Raw genomic sequence first — 14,137 nt, forward strand, 5'->3', positions numbered from 1 at the left:
AATTATCCCTTCACATTGGTGATGGAGCGCTGAGCGGCTGCGGTGACGGCCTCGGCGGTGAAGCCGAACTCACGGAAAAGTGTTGCAGCATCTGCAGATTCGCCGAAGTGCTCGAGCGAGATGATTTCGCCGAAACCGCCGACGATCTTCCACCACGGCATGGCAATGCCTGCTTCGATCGACACGCGTGCTTTGACCGTCGGCGGGATGACCTGGTCGCGGTAGTTCTGGTCCTGGCTCTCGAACCACTCGACGCACGGCATCGACACCACGCGGGCAGCAATGCCCTGGGCCTCGAGCTGCTTTTGCGCTTCGACTGCATATTGCAGCTCCGAGCCGGTACCGATCAACACGACGTCCGGTGTCGCCTTGGAGGACTCGACGAGGATGTATCCACCCTTCGAGACGCCCTCGAAGCTGGTGCCGTCGAGGATCGGGATGCCCTGACGCGTCAGCGCGAGACCGACCGGTCCGCTGCTGCTGGATTTGGCCAGCACTGCCTGCCATGCAAAAGCGGTTTCGTTGGCGTCACCGGGACGCACGACCGACAGGTTGGGAATCGCCCGCAGTGCCGCGAGGTGCTCGACCGGCTGATGCGTCGGGCCGTCCTCGCCGAGGCCGATGGAATCGTGGGTCCACACATAGATGGGATCGATGTCCATCAGCGAAGCGAGCCGAACGGCCGGCCGCATGTAATCACTGAACTGCATGAACGTGCCACCGTAGGCACGGGTCGGACCGTGCATGACGATGCCCGACAGGATGGCACCCATCGCGTGCTCACGAATGCCGAAGTGCAGCGTGCGCCCGTACGGCTCGGCGTCCCAGTCGTCGGTGGAGATCGACGTGGGGCCGAAGGACTTGGCACCCTTGATGGTGGTGTTGTTGCTGCCTGCGAGGTCGGCGGAGCCGCCCCACAGTTCGGGCAGAACCGGCCCGACCGCGTTGAGGACCTCGCCCGACGCCGCACGCGTGGCGACGGCCTTGCCGCCGGCCTCCCACGTGGGAAGTACGTCGGTCCAGTTCTCGGGCAACGTGCCCTGGGTGAGGCGGTCCAGCAGCTTCTTGCGCTCGGGCTCGCGTGCAGCCCAGGCGTCGAACTGGGTGGTCCACTCGGCGTGGGCCGCGCGGCCACGTTCCTGCAGCTTGCGGGTGTGCCCGATCACCTCGTCGGTGACCTCGAAGGTCTTGGCGGGGTCGAAATCGAGTGCCTGCTTGACCTTGGCGATTTCTTCGTCGCCGAGCGCAGCACCGTGGACGGCACCGGTGTTCATCATGGTGGGAGCCGGGAAGCCGATGATGGTGCGCAGCACGATGATCGACGGCTTGTCGGTGACGGCCTTGGCCGCCTCGACAGCCTCTTCGATCGCGGTGACGTTCTCGCCGCCCTCGACAACCTGAACGTGCCAGCCGTAGGCCTCGTAACGCGCAGCCGTGTTCTCGGAGAGTGCGATGTCGGTGGAGTGCTCGATCGAGATCTTGTTGTCGTCGTAGAACAGGATCAGGTTGCCGAGCTGCTGGGTCCCTGCGAGGGACGACGCCTCGGACGTGATTCCTTCTTCGATGTCGCCGTCGGAGGCGATCACGTAGATGAAGTGATCGAACGGGCTGTCACCGAGAGCGGGCTCGGGATCGAACAGTCCACGCTCGCGGCGTGCCGCCATCGCCATGCCGACGGCGGAGGCAAGTCCCTGACCGAGCGGTCCGGTGGTGATCTCGACGCCGTCGGTGTGGCGGAATTCCGGGTGCCCGGGGGTCTTCGACTTGTAGGTGCGCAGCGCCCCGATGTCTGTCAGTTCGAGTCCGAAACCGCCCAAGTACAGCTGCAGGTAGAGGGTCAGGCTCGAGTGGCCGCACGAGAGAACGAATCGGTCGCGGCCGATCCAGTGCGTGTCGGTGGGGTCGTGGCGCATGGTTCGCTGAAAGAGGGTGTACGCGAGGGGGGCCAGGCTCATCGCGGTTCCGGGGTGGCCGTTGCCGACCTTCTGCACTGCGTCCGCTGCCAGAACTCGAACGGTGTCGACCGCTCGGGTGTCCAGGTCCGTCCAGTCGCTCGGGTGGTGCGCCGTGGTGAGGACGTCAATATCGTTTGTGATCGACACGAGCAGAAATCTCCTGACATTCGTTCGAGTTGTGGCTCTGTGGAATTCGTCGCTCGGCTGCGACTGCCGTGCGCCTGAGTGGAGCACGTACACGGTCGGTACCGAAGGACGTCCTCCACCAGCCTAGTTCTGTCCGACCCTACTGTCGTGCCTTCCCCCGGCCGGTTGCGCGCGGGTTACTCGTAGACGACATATTGCTCACTTTGGGTGCCCTGCGAATTGGAGGTACAAACCCTGCCGTCTACCATCGTGTGTAGTAGAGGCACGTGCGTCGGATCCGGTGCCAGCTTTCGGGTCGTGGCAACCGGACGTGCGCGCCGGCGTCCATGGTCGTCGTGCAGAGTGAACCCGCGTGCCGGTGGCGCGTGAGCAAGTGGCCCAGCGCCAGAGAATGACAGTCGTGCAAGGAGACGCAGTGCGAATTGGGCAGCAGCCGGGCGGACACGGATTCGCCGGCGGCCCCGGATTCGGAGCCGACGATCAGGGTGAGGCCGCGGAGGCCGCACCGGTGACGTCTGCCCCGCGTCGAGCGTTTGCTCTCCTCCTCGCGTATGTCGCGCTGACGAAGCCGCGCGTCATCGAACTCCTTCTGGTGACAACCATCCCTGCGATGCTGTTGGCCGACCGCGGTCACGTCGATCCATGGCTGATCCTCACAACGCTCTTCGGTGGCATGCTCGCTGCAGCCAGTGCGAACACCCTGAACATGGTGGTCGACGCCGATATCGACAAGGTGATGAAGCGCACCGAGAAGCGCCCGCTCGCCCGTGGTGCCATGCCGGTGTCGCACGCGCTCGTCTTCGGGCTCGTTCTCGGTGTGTTCTCGTTCTTCTGGTTGTGGGCCACCACGAACCTTCTCAGCGGCGTTCTCGCGATCGTGACGATCTGCTTCTACATCTTCGTCTACACGCTGATCCTCAAGCGGCGCACCTCACAGAACGTGGTGTGGGGCGGCGCGGCCGGATGCATGCCCGTGATGATCGGCTGGTCCGCCGTGACCGGAACGATCGGCTGGCAGGCGCTGGTGATGTTCCTGGTCATCTTCCTGTGGACACCGCCGCACACTTGGGCGCTGATGTTGCGCTACAAGGAGGACTACCAGGCCGCGAACGTGCCGATGCTGCCGGCTGTCGCCTCGGAAACCAAGGTCACCAAGCACATCGTGCTCTACGCGTGGGCGACCGTTGCTGCCACCCTGGCCCTGGCACCGGGCTCGGGCGTCATCTATGCCGTCGTCGCCGTGGCCTCGGGAGCATGGTTCCTCGTCGTCGCTCATCGCCTGTACGCGGGAGTTCGAGCCGGAACTCCGGTCAAACCGCTGAAGTTGTTCATCCTTTCCAACGAGTACCTGGCCCTGGTGTTCTGCGGCCTTGCCGTGGACTCGGTGCTCGGCTGGCAAACGCTCGCCCAGATCTTCTCCTGAGCGAGCGTCCGCCGAGAGCCGGATCAGGGGACCAGAACGATGGACCCAGTCGTCTTGCGTGACTCGAGATCGATATGGGCCTGCGCCGCGTCCTCGAGTGCATAGTGCGCACCCACCTGGACCGTGAGCGCTCCACTCGCCATCGCTGCGAACACGTCACCGGCCCGCCACTCGAGTTCGGCTCGGTCCCGTATGTGATGCGCGAGCGTAGGCCTGGTGAGGAACAGCGAACCTGCGCCGTTGAGACGCTGCGGATCCAAGGGCGGCACCGGACCGCTGGCGGCACCGAACAGGGCCAGCGTGCCCCTGATCCGAAGCGATGCCATGCTGGCCTCGAACGTGTCCGCGCCGACGCCGTCGTACACCGCGTGCACTCCTTCGCCGTCGGTGATGTCGCGAACGCGTAGGGCGATGTCGTCGTCGTACCGGAGCACGTGCGCTGCACCGGTGCGTTTCGAGACTTCGGCCTTCGCGTCCGTCGATACCGTCGTGATCACGTTCACGCCTTTGGCCACCGCCAGCTGGGTCAAGATCATCCCGACGCCGCCCGCTCCGGCGTGGACAAGCACGGTGTCACCCCGCTGAGCGGGGTACGTGGACTCGATAAGATAGTGCGCCGTCATGCCCTGCAGTAGCGCCGACGCGGCCTGATCTGCAGGAACGCCGTCGGGAACCGCGATGGCCGACGACGCGTCGACCAGCACGTACTCGGCGTAGCTACCGGGTGCCGCAGCCCACGCAACGCGCTGTCCTGGAGCGAAGTCGGTGACGTCCGAGCCGACCTGATCGATCACCCCTGACCCTTCGTCGCCGGGAACGTACGGCAACGCGCGTGGGTACAGGCCGCGACGGAAGTAGGTGTCGATGTAGTTGATTCCGATGGCATCGGTCCGGACCAGGATTTGGCCGGCTCCAGGTGTCGGCACCGGGAGATCGACGACCGTCAAGACCTCGGGCCCACCGGTGTTGTCTATTCGAATGGCTCGCATGAACACCGTTCTACACGGGCGTTCTGCACCACGGCACCCGGATGTGTGTGGTGAGCGGGATCGGCCGAAGTTACCGATCAGTAACGAGTGGGTGGGTCGATGTGGGGACGGTGGACCAGCTCGGTATCGTGTCCGCATGGCTACCGAAATCGACAGTGCGGGCATCGAGAAGAACACTTCGAACGACGTCCCCAAGGGAACGCGGGCGGCAGTGAAGAGTTTTCTCGCCGATCACGGCAATTCTGCTCAGGTCGTGATTCAGCCCATCGGCCGCGCCGGAACCCGGTTCACCATGGTCGCTGCCGACGGAGTGCTCGGCGACCAGGTGGTTGACACTCCTGCCATCGCCCGTGCCGTCGTGGACGAGTTCGACGAACTGACCGAGGCCGAATGGGACCGAGAACTGGTCAGCTCCGTCAACCCGGCTCCGGGCCATTACGAGAAGATGGCCGGCTGGGTCGCGCATCAGAAGAAGTTCCCCAAGGCGCGCAACCAAGCGATCGTCTGAGCGAAAGACGTTTCGAAACTTCTTCGATCCGGCGGGAACCATCTCGGTATTCGGTGCGTCGAAGTCATTGGAGGGGCAGTCGGCCATCTGAGGGGGAGGTCGGCTACCCCTCCACCCTGTTCGAAGCCGGACGCGAGTTCACGAGCCGACAGCGATGCCCTCGACGTCCGGGGTTCGTGCGCTGTCCACTGGGCCGCGGGCACGGCAGGCAGCCCAGACGGCCGCGGTCGCAGCAGTGCACGCAGCCGCTCCGGCGACGTGAAAGGCGACGAGCACTGCCGGGACGCCGGTGAAGTACTGCACCAATCCGATCAGAGATTGAGCCAGCACCAACGAGATCAGAACGTGCAGGCGACGCTTGACCGCACTCGGCGCACGTACCGCGTACAGCGCGAATCCCAGCCCGACCAACAGGGCCAGGTAGCCGACCAGAAACTGGGAATGAGCGTGAACGAGCGTCACGATCTCGATGCCGAGACGTGGCACCGGCTCTTCGATGCTCTTGTCGCCGGCGTGAGGACCGGCCCCGGTCACCATCGTGCCCGCGATCAGCACACCGGTCAGGGCCACACCGGACAGTCCGACGAGGGCGCGCAGCGCAGCCGGGACAGTGGGGGTCGATTCGGATGCTGCGTCGCTCTCGCCCACCTTGGCGTACAGCAGCGTGGCCAACCAGACCATGGCCATCGAGACGACGAGGTGAACGGCGACCGTCCACCACAGCAGCCCGGTCAACACTGTGAATCCGCCGATCACGGCCTGTACGACGGTGCCGAGCGGCATCAACCACGCAAAGAACAGCACCTCGCGACGACGCCGTGCACGTGTGACCGCGACGACGATGGCGGCGGCCGCGAGCACCACCACGAATGTGAGCAGTCTATTTCCGAACTCCACGGCCTGATGCAGCACGGGGACCTCGGACACACCGACCGGAGTGAAGCTGCCGGGAAAGCACTGCGGCCAGGTGGGGCACCCAAGGCCGGAACCGGTCACTCGCACGACTGCACCGGTGACGGCGATGCCGCCCTGGGTCACTATCGCGACGAACGCCAGGATTAGCTGCACCCGAAACGACGGCAGAGGAAAGAGATCGACGACGCGCAAGAACGCTCTGTACAGCACACCACGATGGTAAACGCCGATCAACTACACAGCGTCGTTGGGTGGTGAGCCGGCGTCAGGTGAACTTGAATGTGCGGACCGCGAGAGTGCTGCACACCGCTGCCCACACCAGCAGCACGACCACGCCGAACACGTCGAAGGACGACGAGACGCCGCGGCTCAGTGCCTCACCGAGCGCTCCGGACGGAACGATGCGAGCAACGTTCTGCACGCCCTGGGGAATCTGATCGTCCACGAAGACCGCGCTGCCGATGCCGAGCATCACGAACCAGGCGATGTTCGCCAGTGCCAACACGATCTCCGCCCGCAACGTGCCACCGAGTAGCAATCCCATGGACGCGAAGGTGACGGTCCCGAGGGCGATGATCACGGCACCGAGCAACAGGCCCGTGGCGGTCGGACGCCAACCGAGAGCGACGCCGATGGAGCCGAGCAGAATCGACTGCAAGATCACGACGATCACTACAGCAGCGGATTTGCCGCCGATGATTCCCCAGCGCGGAAGCGGTGTTGCACCGAGCCGTTTGAGCGCGCCGTAGCGGCGGTCGAAACCGACCGCGATGGCTTGGCCGGTGAACGCCGTCGACATGATGGCCACCATCATCACCGCAGGCACCACCTGGGCGACTCGGTCGTCGCCCAGTGCACCGAACGGCAGCAGAGTGAGACCGATCAGCAACGTGATCGGGATGAACATCGTCAGCAGCAACTGTTCGCCGTTGCGAAGCAGCAACTTCAGTTCGAGGCGGGTCTGCGCGAACAGCATTCGCGACGCCGAGGCCGGTTGTGGACGAGGCGCGAACAGACCCGTCTCGAATCGGTTGTCGGCGAGCCGGGCTTCTCTGCGCACCGTCACTTCCTCAATTCTCTACCGGTCAGTTCGAGGAACACGTCCTCGAGGCGGCGCTGGTCGACCTGGATCTCGGTGGCCAAGACGTCCTGCCGGGCGCACCAGGACGTGACGATCACCAGTATCTGCGGCTCGATCACACCCGACACCACGTAGGACCCGGGCGTCGGTTCCGACGGTACGTACCCCGTGGGGAGCGCAGCGTCGAGCATCGAGAGTTCGAGACCAGGGGGAGCGGTGAAGCGCAGTTGGCCCTCGGCACCCTGTTTGGTCAGTTCCGAAGGCGAACCCGAAGCCACGACGCGGCCGTTGTCGATGATCGTCAGCCGATCCGCCAGCTGCTCGGCCTCGTCCATGAGATGCGTCGTGAGCAGCACACCCACACCGTCGCGCCGCAATGCGTCGATCAGCTCCCACACCAGCAGCCGGGCCTGTGCGTCGAGACCAGCAGTCGGTTCGTCGAGAAACACCAGTTCGGGACGCCCGACTATGGCGCAGGCCAGCGCGAGCCGCTGCTGCTGTCCGCCGGAGAGGCGCCGATACGGGGTGCGAACAGCCGAGGTCAGACCGAGACAGTCGAGCAGCCACGCCGGATCGTGCGGGTCGGCCGAGTACGACGCAACGAGCTCGAGCATCTCACCGGCTTTGGAACCGGGATACGCGCCGCCGCCCTGGAGCATCACGCCGATACGCGGCCTCAGTTGCGCCGACTCTGCGATGGGGTCGAGTCCGAGGACGCGGACCGACCCGCTGTCTGGGACGACGAAGCCTTCGCACATCTCGACGGTGGTGGTCTTGCCGGCACCGTTCGGTCCGAGGAGCGCAAGGACCTCGCCGGGGCCGATATCGAGGCTGAGGCCGTCGACGGCGGCGACGCCGTCGTACGACTTGCGCACGTCGCTGAGCTGCACGACAGGTGGCGCTGCTTTCGACGTCCCGGAGTTCACGAGGACTCAGCGTATTCGTCGGCACCGCGGTCGCGTGCCGGTGGTCCGGTGCGTGTGGGCCACGGCATACGGTTTCGTGTCAGCAGGTACAACACCGCGATGGTCAGGATCGTCATCACCGCGGCCTGCACGATCTGAAAGGGCAGGTACTCACTGCCGTTCGGCATCAGGATGACGCTGACCAGAGACGAGAACGCGATCGCAGGTCGACGGAACGACGGCGTCGTGGCCCAGGCGGCCAACGGAATGACCGCCCACAGCAGGTACCAGGGTTGCACCACAGGAAACAGCAGCACTACTGCGCCCAGAGCCACGCCGAGTGCGCCGACCGGATGCAGTCGCCCACGCAGAACTGCGATCAGCATGCGGACGACGATGACGCCGGCAACGACGGCCGCAATCGGACGAGTGAGGCCCAACACGGCGGTGGTGTGGTCGCCGAGGCCGAGCAGTACTCCTACGAATCCGGTGCCCAAGCCGAGGATCGTAGGGATGGACATCCAGCTGCGTACGACCCCTGCCGTGCCCAGCGTGTCGATCCAACCGAATCCGAGTCCGCTAACCAGGCTGACGGCGACTTGCACCGCGACGGCGATCGTGCCGAACAGGACTGCCACGTACACCACGGATCGGAGGGTCCCGCCCCACCGCCTCGACAGCGCCATTCCGACGAAGCCGAGCGCGATCAGAGACGGGATCTTGATCGTCGACGACAGCGCGATCAGTGCCGCTCCGCCGACGAGGAAGGCGACGTCGGTCCTCCGCATCGCTCCTGAGCGTTCGACGGCCCGCAGCGCGAGCTCGGTGCCCGCGAGCATGAGCCCGATCATCAGGGCCTCGTTGTGAATTCCGGCAACCAGATGGAACAGCAGCAGTGGATTTGCGGCACCGAGCCAGAGCGCACTCACCGAGGCCACCCCACAGCGCCGGGCCAGCCGCGGCAGAGCCCAGACGATCAGCGCGACGCCCGCCAGCGCGAGGAGGCGATGCAGAAAGATGCCGGCGACGATGTTCTCACCGGTCAGGTAGGTGATTCCGCGGCCCATCCACAGAAACAGCGGACCGTAGGGCGCCGGAGTTTCGCGCCAGATGTTGGGAACGGTACGGGTCAACACGTTGTCCGCACCGAGTGCAGTCTGGGGGCCGACCTCGTACGGATCGAGACCACGCGCGGTGATCTCGCTCTGCGCCAGATACGAGTACACGTCACGGGAGAACATCGGTGGCGCAACACACAGCGGCAGAATCCACAACAGCAGCGTGCGGTCCATCTGCGATCTGGTGAGTCGCCGCGGAATGCTTCCGGATCGCGTCCGACCCAGGGCGAACCTGCCCAGCAGCAACCATGCGATCACCACAACGACGGTGCCGGTCATCGTGACCGTCAGGGCGGAGCTGGCCATGCGGGACGGCAGGCTCAGGAATCGAACTCCGGCGACGGGGTTCTGCAGCACAGGCTGCGCTCCGGCACCGAGGGCACCGATCGTCATCAGCAGTGCCCCTGCCGCTCCGAAGCGGCGAATGTTGCGGAGCTGAACCGTCTCTGCCGGATCCAGCCCCGGCGCTTCTGGCTCGTCTCCGTGCAGAGTGGCCACCACGCCACCCGGTGGAGTGGGTTCGAGTCCGATGACTCGGCGTGCGGGGGCCACGACGTATCGATGGAGACTCTGTCCGAGCGCCGATCTCGAGTCGTCGGTACCGATCTGCCGACGTGCTCTGCCCGTGAATCGTGAGCGTTCGGAACTCTGCTCACTGTCGGTCGATGACACAATGGGAGCGTAGCTGTGCTCGTGTCCGACGCCCGCACCGTCCTCCCGAGCGCGATGGAACGCGGATCGCGACCGGCATAGGGCGCCCTTGGTGGACCAGGCAAAACAATTCCGTCACACTGGTGTTGTGAAAACAACCGAAAGCACGTTCGCGCGTCCGGGGAGTGTCGATTCCTCGACCGCCGGCGCAGGCGCGCCGTCGGTTCGACAGCCCTCGCTCCCCGAAGGACAGACCAGGGGTGCGGTGGTCACTCTACTGCTGGAAGAGGGCCCCATCACGGCCTCCGACATCGGCACGCGGCTGGGATTGAGTGCGGCAGGTGTCCGACGTCATCTCGATGCGCTCATCGATGCCGGCGAGGCTCGAATCACCACCCCGGCAGGGGTGCGTCAGCGTGGCCGCGGTCGACCGGCAAAGCACTTTCAGCTCACGGCCGCCGGGCGTAACCGCCTCGGCCACACCTATGACGATCTCGCCAGTGCCGCAATGCGGCAACTCCGCAAGATCGGCGGAGACGCGGCCATCGAGACGTTCGCCCGGCAACGCGTGAACACCATCGTGGCCGATGTCGAACCGGCATCGGGGCCCGATTCGCACTCCGTGGAGGATGCGGCGGAGCGAATCGCCGACGCCTTCAGCGCGGCCGGGTTCTCTGCCACTACGCGTCAGGTAGGCAACGGCGTGCAGATCTGCCAGCACCACTGCCCGGTATCGCACGTCGCCTCGGAGTTTCCGGAGCTGTGCGAAGCGGAACAGTCCGCGTTCGCAGAGATTCTCGGCACACACGTGCAACGTTTGGCGACCATCGCCAACGGCAATTGCGCCTGCACGACGCACGTACCGCTGTCACCGACGCGGTACTCGAACACCGATAGTTCCGACAAGAAGACTTCCGGCGCGCAGCCCCGTGTCGGAGAACGCCCAAGCCTCCGGAAGGAGCCCGCATGACCGTCACACCAGACCAGGTGACACCCACCGCGCCGCTGACTCAGGACGAGACCATCGCCTCGCTCGGCACGTACGGATACGGCTGGGCCGACTCGGACGTAGCCGGTGAAAGCGCCAAGAGAGGTCTCTCCGAGGCCGTCGTTCGGGACATCTCGCAGAAAAAGAGCGAGCCCGAATGGATGCTCGAGGCACGCCTGAAGGCTCTCAAGACGTTCGAGCGCAAGCCGATGCCCAACTGGGGTTCGAATCTCGACGGCATCGACTTCGACAACATCAAGTACTTCGTGCGCTCCAGCGAGAAGCAGGCTGCGACGTGGGAAGACCTGCCCGAGGACATCAAGAACACGTACGACAAGCTCGGCATCCCCGAAGCCGAGAAGCAGCGCCTGGTCTCCGGTGTCGCCGCTCAGTACGAGTCCGAGGTCGTCTACCACTCGATCCGTGAGGATCTCGAGGCGCAGGGCGTGTTGTTCCTCGACACCGATACCGCACTCAAGGAGCAGCCGGAGCTGTTCCGCGAGTACTTCGGCACCGTCATTCCCGCAGGCGACAACAAGTTCTCCGCACTGAACACCGCGGTGTGGTCCGGTGGATCGTTCATCTACATCCCGCCGGGCGTCCACGTGGACATTCCGCTGCAGGCCTACTTCCGGATCAACACCGAGAACATGGGTCAGTTCGAGCGAACACTGATCATCGTCGACGAGGGTGCATACGTGCATTACGTCGAGGGCTGCACCGCCCCGATCTACAAGTCGGATTCGCTGCACTCCGCTGTAGTCGAGATCATCGTCAAAAAGGGTGGCCGTTGCCGTTACACGACCATTCAGAACTGGTCGAACAACGTCTACAACCTGGTCACCAAGCGTGCCAAGGCAGAAGCAGGCGCGACGATGGAGTGGGTCGACGGCAACATCGGCTCCAAGGTCACCATGAAGTACCCCGCTGTGTGGATGACCGGCGAATACGCCAAGGGCGAGGTTCTCTCGGTCGCGTTCGCCGGCCCGGACCAGCATCAGGACACCGGCTCGAAGATGCTGCACCTCGCGCCGCACACGTCGTCGAACATCGTCAGTAAGTCCGTTGCCCGCGGCGGTGGACGGACGTCCTACCGCGGTTTGATCCAGATCAACAAGGGCGCGTACGGCTCTCGCTCGACCGTCAAATGCGATGCGTTGCTCGTCGACACGATCAGTCGGTCCGACACCTACCCGTACGTCGACATCCGTGAAGACGACGTGTCGATGGGTCACGAGGCAACCGTCTCGAAGGTGAGCGACGATCAGCTGTTCTACCTGATGAGCCGCGGCATGACCGAGGACGAGGCGATGGCGATGGTCGTCCGCGGATTCGTCGAGCCGATCGCTCGCGAACTGCCGATGGAATACGCGCTCGAGCTCAACCGGCTCATCGAGTTGCAGATGGAAGGGTCGGTCGGATAAGTGAACAACCCCCTCACCGGAGTCATGGGTGCCGTTGCATCCGAGAACCCCGATTCCGCCAAGGAAGACAAGTCGAAGCTCGTCGCGAACAAGGGCGCTCAGTTCACGTCGTACGATGTGAACGCGTTCGAGGTCCCGTCGGGCCGCGACGAGCTGTGGCGCTTCACGCCGCTGCGTCGTCTTCGTGGCCTGCACGACGGTTCCGCCGTCGCCGACGGGGCCGCCCAGGTCACTGTCGGAGCGCCGGACTCGGTGGTCGTGGAGACCGTCGGACGCGATGACGAGCGCCTCGGCAAGGGCGGAGTACCGGCCGATCGTATTGCAGCTCAGGCATTTTCGGCCTTCTCGGAGGCCACGGTCGTCACCGTGCCGAACGAGGTCGAGGTGACCGATCCCATCGAGATCACCATCGACGGCCCCGGTGTCGACCACATCGCCTACGGACATGTGCAGGTTCGACTCGGCACGTTCGCGCGTGCGACCGTCGTGATCGATCAGCGCGGAAGCGGAACGTACGCCGAGAACATCGAGTTCGTTCTGGGTGACAGCTCGCAACTGCACGTCGTCCTGATCCAGGATTGGCAGCCCGACGCCGTGCACGTGGCTGCGCATCATGCGTTGCTCGGGCGCGATTCCGTGCTGCGGCACTACAACGTCAGTCTCGGCGGCGATCTGGTTCGCATCAGCCCGACCGTGCGCTACAGCGCGCCCGGCGGCGACGCGAACCTGCTCGGTGTGTACTTCGCCGACGCAGGCCAGCACCTCGAGCAGCGACTGCTCGTCGACCACTCGGCACCGCATTGCAAGTCCAATGTGATGTACAAGGGTGCGCTGCAGGGCGAAACCGGACCCGGCACCGTCGACGCGCACACCGTATGGATCGGAGATGTTCTGATTCGAGCCGAGGCCGAGGGCACCGAGACGTACGAGCTCAACCGCAACCTGGTGCTCACCGATGGTGCCCGGGCCGACTCGGTACCCAACCTCGAGATCGAGACGGGCGAAATCGTCGGAGCAGGCCATGCCAGCGCCACCGGCCGTTTCGACGACGAGCAGCTGTTCTACCTGCGCGCTCGTGGCATCTCGGAGGAAGTCGCTCGTCGACTCGTCGTCCGCGGCTTCTTCCACGAAATCATCGACAAGATTCCGGTCCCCGCCGTACGCGAGCGTCTCGACGCCGCCATCGAGACCGAACTCGCCGTCGTCGGCGCGTAGGTCCACCCGAACCTTTCTCGACTGCACAAAGGAACTTTGATGTCCACACTCGAAATCCGCGACCTGCACGTCAGCGTCGCCAACACCGACTCGTCCGCCGAGCCGATCAACATCCTCAAGGGTGTCGATCTGACTGTGAAGTCCGGCGAGACGCACGCGATCATGGGGCCCAACGGTTCCGGCAAGTCCACCTTGTCGTACGCCATTGCAGGCCATCCGAAATACACCGTCACCTCCGGCACCATCACCCTCGATGGTGAAGACGTGCTCGCAATGAGCGTCGACGAGCGCGCCCGCGCCGGCCTGTTCCTGGCGATGCAGTACCCGGTGGAGGTGCCAGGAGTTTCGATGTCGAACTTCCTGCGCACCGCCGCCACCGCAGTGCGCGGCGAAGCTCCCAAGCTGCGGCACTGGGTCAAGGAAGCCAAGACCGCCATGAGCGAACTGGAGATCGAGGCCAACTTCCTCGAGCGCAACGTCAACGAAGGCTTCTCCGGTGGCGAGAAGAAGCGTCACGAGATCCTGCAGCTGGGACTGCTCAAGCCCAAAATCGCAATCCTCGACGAGACCGACTCCGGCCTCGATGTCGATGCTCTGCGAGTGGTGTCCGAGGGCGTCAACAAGTACAAGGAGCGTCAGGACGGCGGAGTGCTGCTGATCACGCACTACACCCGCATTCTGCGCTACATCAAGCCCGATTTCGTGCACGTCTTCGTCAACGGTGAGATCGTCAAGTCCGGCGGTGCGGAGCTGGCCGACGAGCTCGAAGCCAACGGTTACGTCGGCTACACGCAGGCCGCAACCACCGGAGCATGAGT

At 64.6% G+C, this 14,137-nt stretch carries 12 protein-coding genes; 6 read left to right on the top strand and 6 right to left on the bottom strand.

Features of this window, described 5'->3' with window-relative positions:
* Positions 1-2: 2 nt before the first annotated feature.
* Complete coding sequence (tkt, locus tag QM797_RS13795; RefSeq protein ID WP_283276195.1) at positions 3-2,102, bottom strand: transketolase; 2,100 nt, start codon at positions 2,100-2,102, stop codon at positions 3-5.
* 415 nt (positions 2,103-2,517) lie between these two features.
* On the opposite strand from tkt, the gene QM797_RS13800 reads away from it, so the two are divergent.
* Entirely contained in the window at positions 2,518-3,525 is a 1,008-nt protein-coding gene (locus tag QM797_RS13800; protein ID WP_283276196.1) for a heme o synthase, read from the top strand.
* Between the two features lie 23 nt (positions 3,526-3,548).
* Here the strand turns inward: QM797_RS13800 and QM797_RS13805 are convergent, their stop codons facing one another.
* Positions 3,549-4,514 (bottom strand): quinone oxidoreductase family protein, encoded by a 966-nt coding sequence (locus QM797_RS13805; protein WP_283276197.1) that lies wholly within the window; start codon positions 4,512-4,514, stop codon positions 3,549-3,551.
* Between the two features lie 136 nt (positions 4,515-4,650).
* On the opposite strand from QM797_RS13805, the gene QM797_RS13810 reads away from it, so the two are divergent.
* A complete protein-coding gene (locus QM797_RS13810; RefSeq protein ID WP_283276198.1) occupies positions 4,651-5,022 on the top strand; it encodes a hypothetical protein in 372 nt (123 codons plus the stop codon).
* A gap of 138 nt (positions 5,023-5,160) precedes the next feature.
* On the opposite strand, the gene QM797_RS13815 is transcribed toward QM797_RS13810, so the two are convergent.
* From QM797_RS13815 to mptB, 4 genes are read right to left on the bottom strand one after another with little or no spacing between them, the layout of a single operon-like run.
* Positions 5,161-6,147 carry a COX15/CtaA family protein gene (locus tag QM797_RS13815; RefSeq protein ID WP_283276199.1) on the bottom strand — a complete coding sequence of 329 codons (987 nt, stop codon included), beginning with the start codon at positions 6,145-6,147 and terminating at the stop codon, positions 5,161-5,163.
* A gap of 55 nt (positions 6,148-6,202) precedes the next feature.
* Positions 6,203-7,003, bottom strand: coding sequence for an ABC transporter permease (locus QM797_RS13820; RefSeq protein ID WP_283276200.1), 801 nt, complete (start codon positions 7,001-7,003; stop codon positions 6,203-6,205).
* Positions 7,000-7,944, bottom strand: a complete 945-nt coding sequence (locus QM797_RS13825; RefSeq protein ID WP_283276201.1) for an ABC transporter ATP-binding protein — start codon at positions 7,942-7,944, stop codon at positions 7,000-7,002. The genes QM797_RS13820 and QM797_RS13825 overlap by 4 nt, the downstream gene beginning before the upstream one ends.
* Positions 7,941-9,593 carry a polyprenol phosphomannose-dependent alpha 1,6 mannosyltransferase MptB gene (mptB, locus tag QM797_RS13830; RefSeq protein WP_283276305.1) on the bottom strand — a complete coding sequence of 551 codons (1,653 nt, stop codon included), beginning with the start codon at positions 9,591-9,593 and terminating at the stop codon, positions 7,941-7,943. Before mptB ends, QM797_RS13825 begins: the two co-directional genes overlap by 4 nt.
* Before the next feature lie 364 nt (positions 9,594-9,957).
* On the opposite strand from mptB, the gene QM797_RS13835 reads away from it, so the two are divergent.
* From QM797_RS13835 to sufC, 4 genes are read left to right on the top strand one after another with little or no spacing between them, the layout of a single operon-like run.
* The gene (locus tag QM797_RS13835) at positions 9,958-10,662 is read left to right on the top strand and encodes a helix-turn-helix transcriptional regulator (RefSeq protein ID WP_502942344.1); all 705 of its coding nucleotides are present in this window, start codon (positions 9,958-9,960) and stop codon (positions 10,660-10,662) included.
* Positions 10,659-12,104, top strand: a complete 1,446-nt coding sequence (gene sufB, locus QM797_RS13840) for a Fe-S cluster assembly protein SufB (RefSeq protein ID WP_283276203.1) — start codon at positions 10,659-10,661, stop codon at positions 12,102-12,104. The genes QM797_RS13835 and sufB overlap by 4 nt, the downstream gene beginning before the upstream one ends.
* A 24-nt stretch (positions 12,105-12,128) precedes the next feature.
* Positions 12,129-13,319, top strand: coding sequence for a Fe-S cluster assembly protein SufD (sufD, locus tag QM797_RS13845; RefSeq protein ID WP_283276307.1), 1,191 nt, complete (start codon positions 12,129-12,131; stop codon positions 13,317-13,319).
* Between the two features lie 39 nt (positions 13,320-13,358).
* Positions 13,359-14,135: a Fe-S cluster assembly ATPase SufC gene (gene sufC / locus QM797_RS13850; protein WP_283276204.1), complete on the top strand. Its 777-nt coding sequence runs from the start codon at positions 13,359-13,361 to the stop codon at positions 14,133-14,135.
* Positions 14,136-14,137: the final 2 nt, after the last annotated feature.

It is taken from the genome of Rhodococcus sp. IEGM 1381, from assembly GCF_030056795.1.
In the GTDB taxonomy this organism is placed as follows: Bacteria; Actinomycetota; Actinomycetes; order Mycobacteriales; family Mycobacteriaceae; genus Rhodococcoides.

Bases quoted from the DNA above. Each gene is read 5' to 3' on its own strand.
- QM797_RS13805 (WP_283276197.1), bottom strand. From the start codon at position 4,514: ATGCGAGCCATTCGAATAGACAACACCGGTGGGCCCGAGGTCTTGACG.
- sufB (WP_283276203.1), top strand. From the start codon at position 10,659: ATGACCGTCACACCAGACCAGGTGACACCCACCGCGCCGCTGACTCAG.
- QM797_RS13810 (WP_283276198.1), top strand. From the start codon at position 4,651: ATGGCTACCGAAATCGACAGTGCGGGCATCGAGAAGAACACTTCGAAC.
- sufC (WP_283276204.1), top strand. From the start codon at position 13,359: ATGTCCACACTCGAAATCCGCGACCTGCACGTCAGCGTCGCCAACACC.
- sufD (WP_283276307.1), top strand. From the start codon at position 12,129: ATGGGTGCCGTTGCATCCGAGAACCCCGATTCCGCCAAGGAAGACAAG.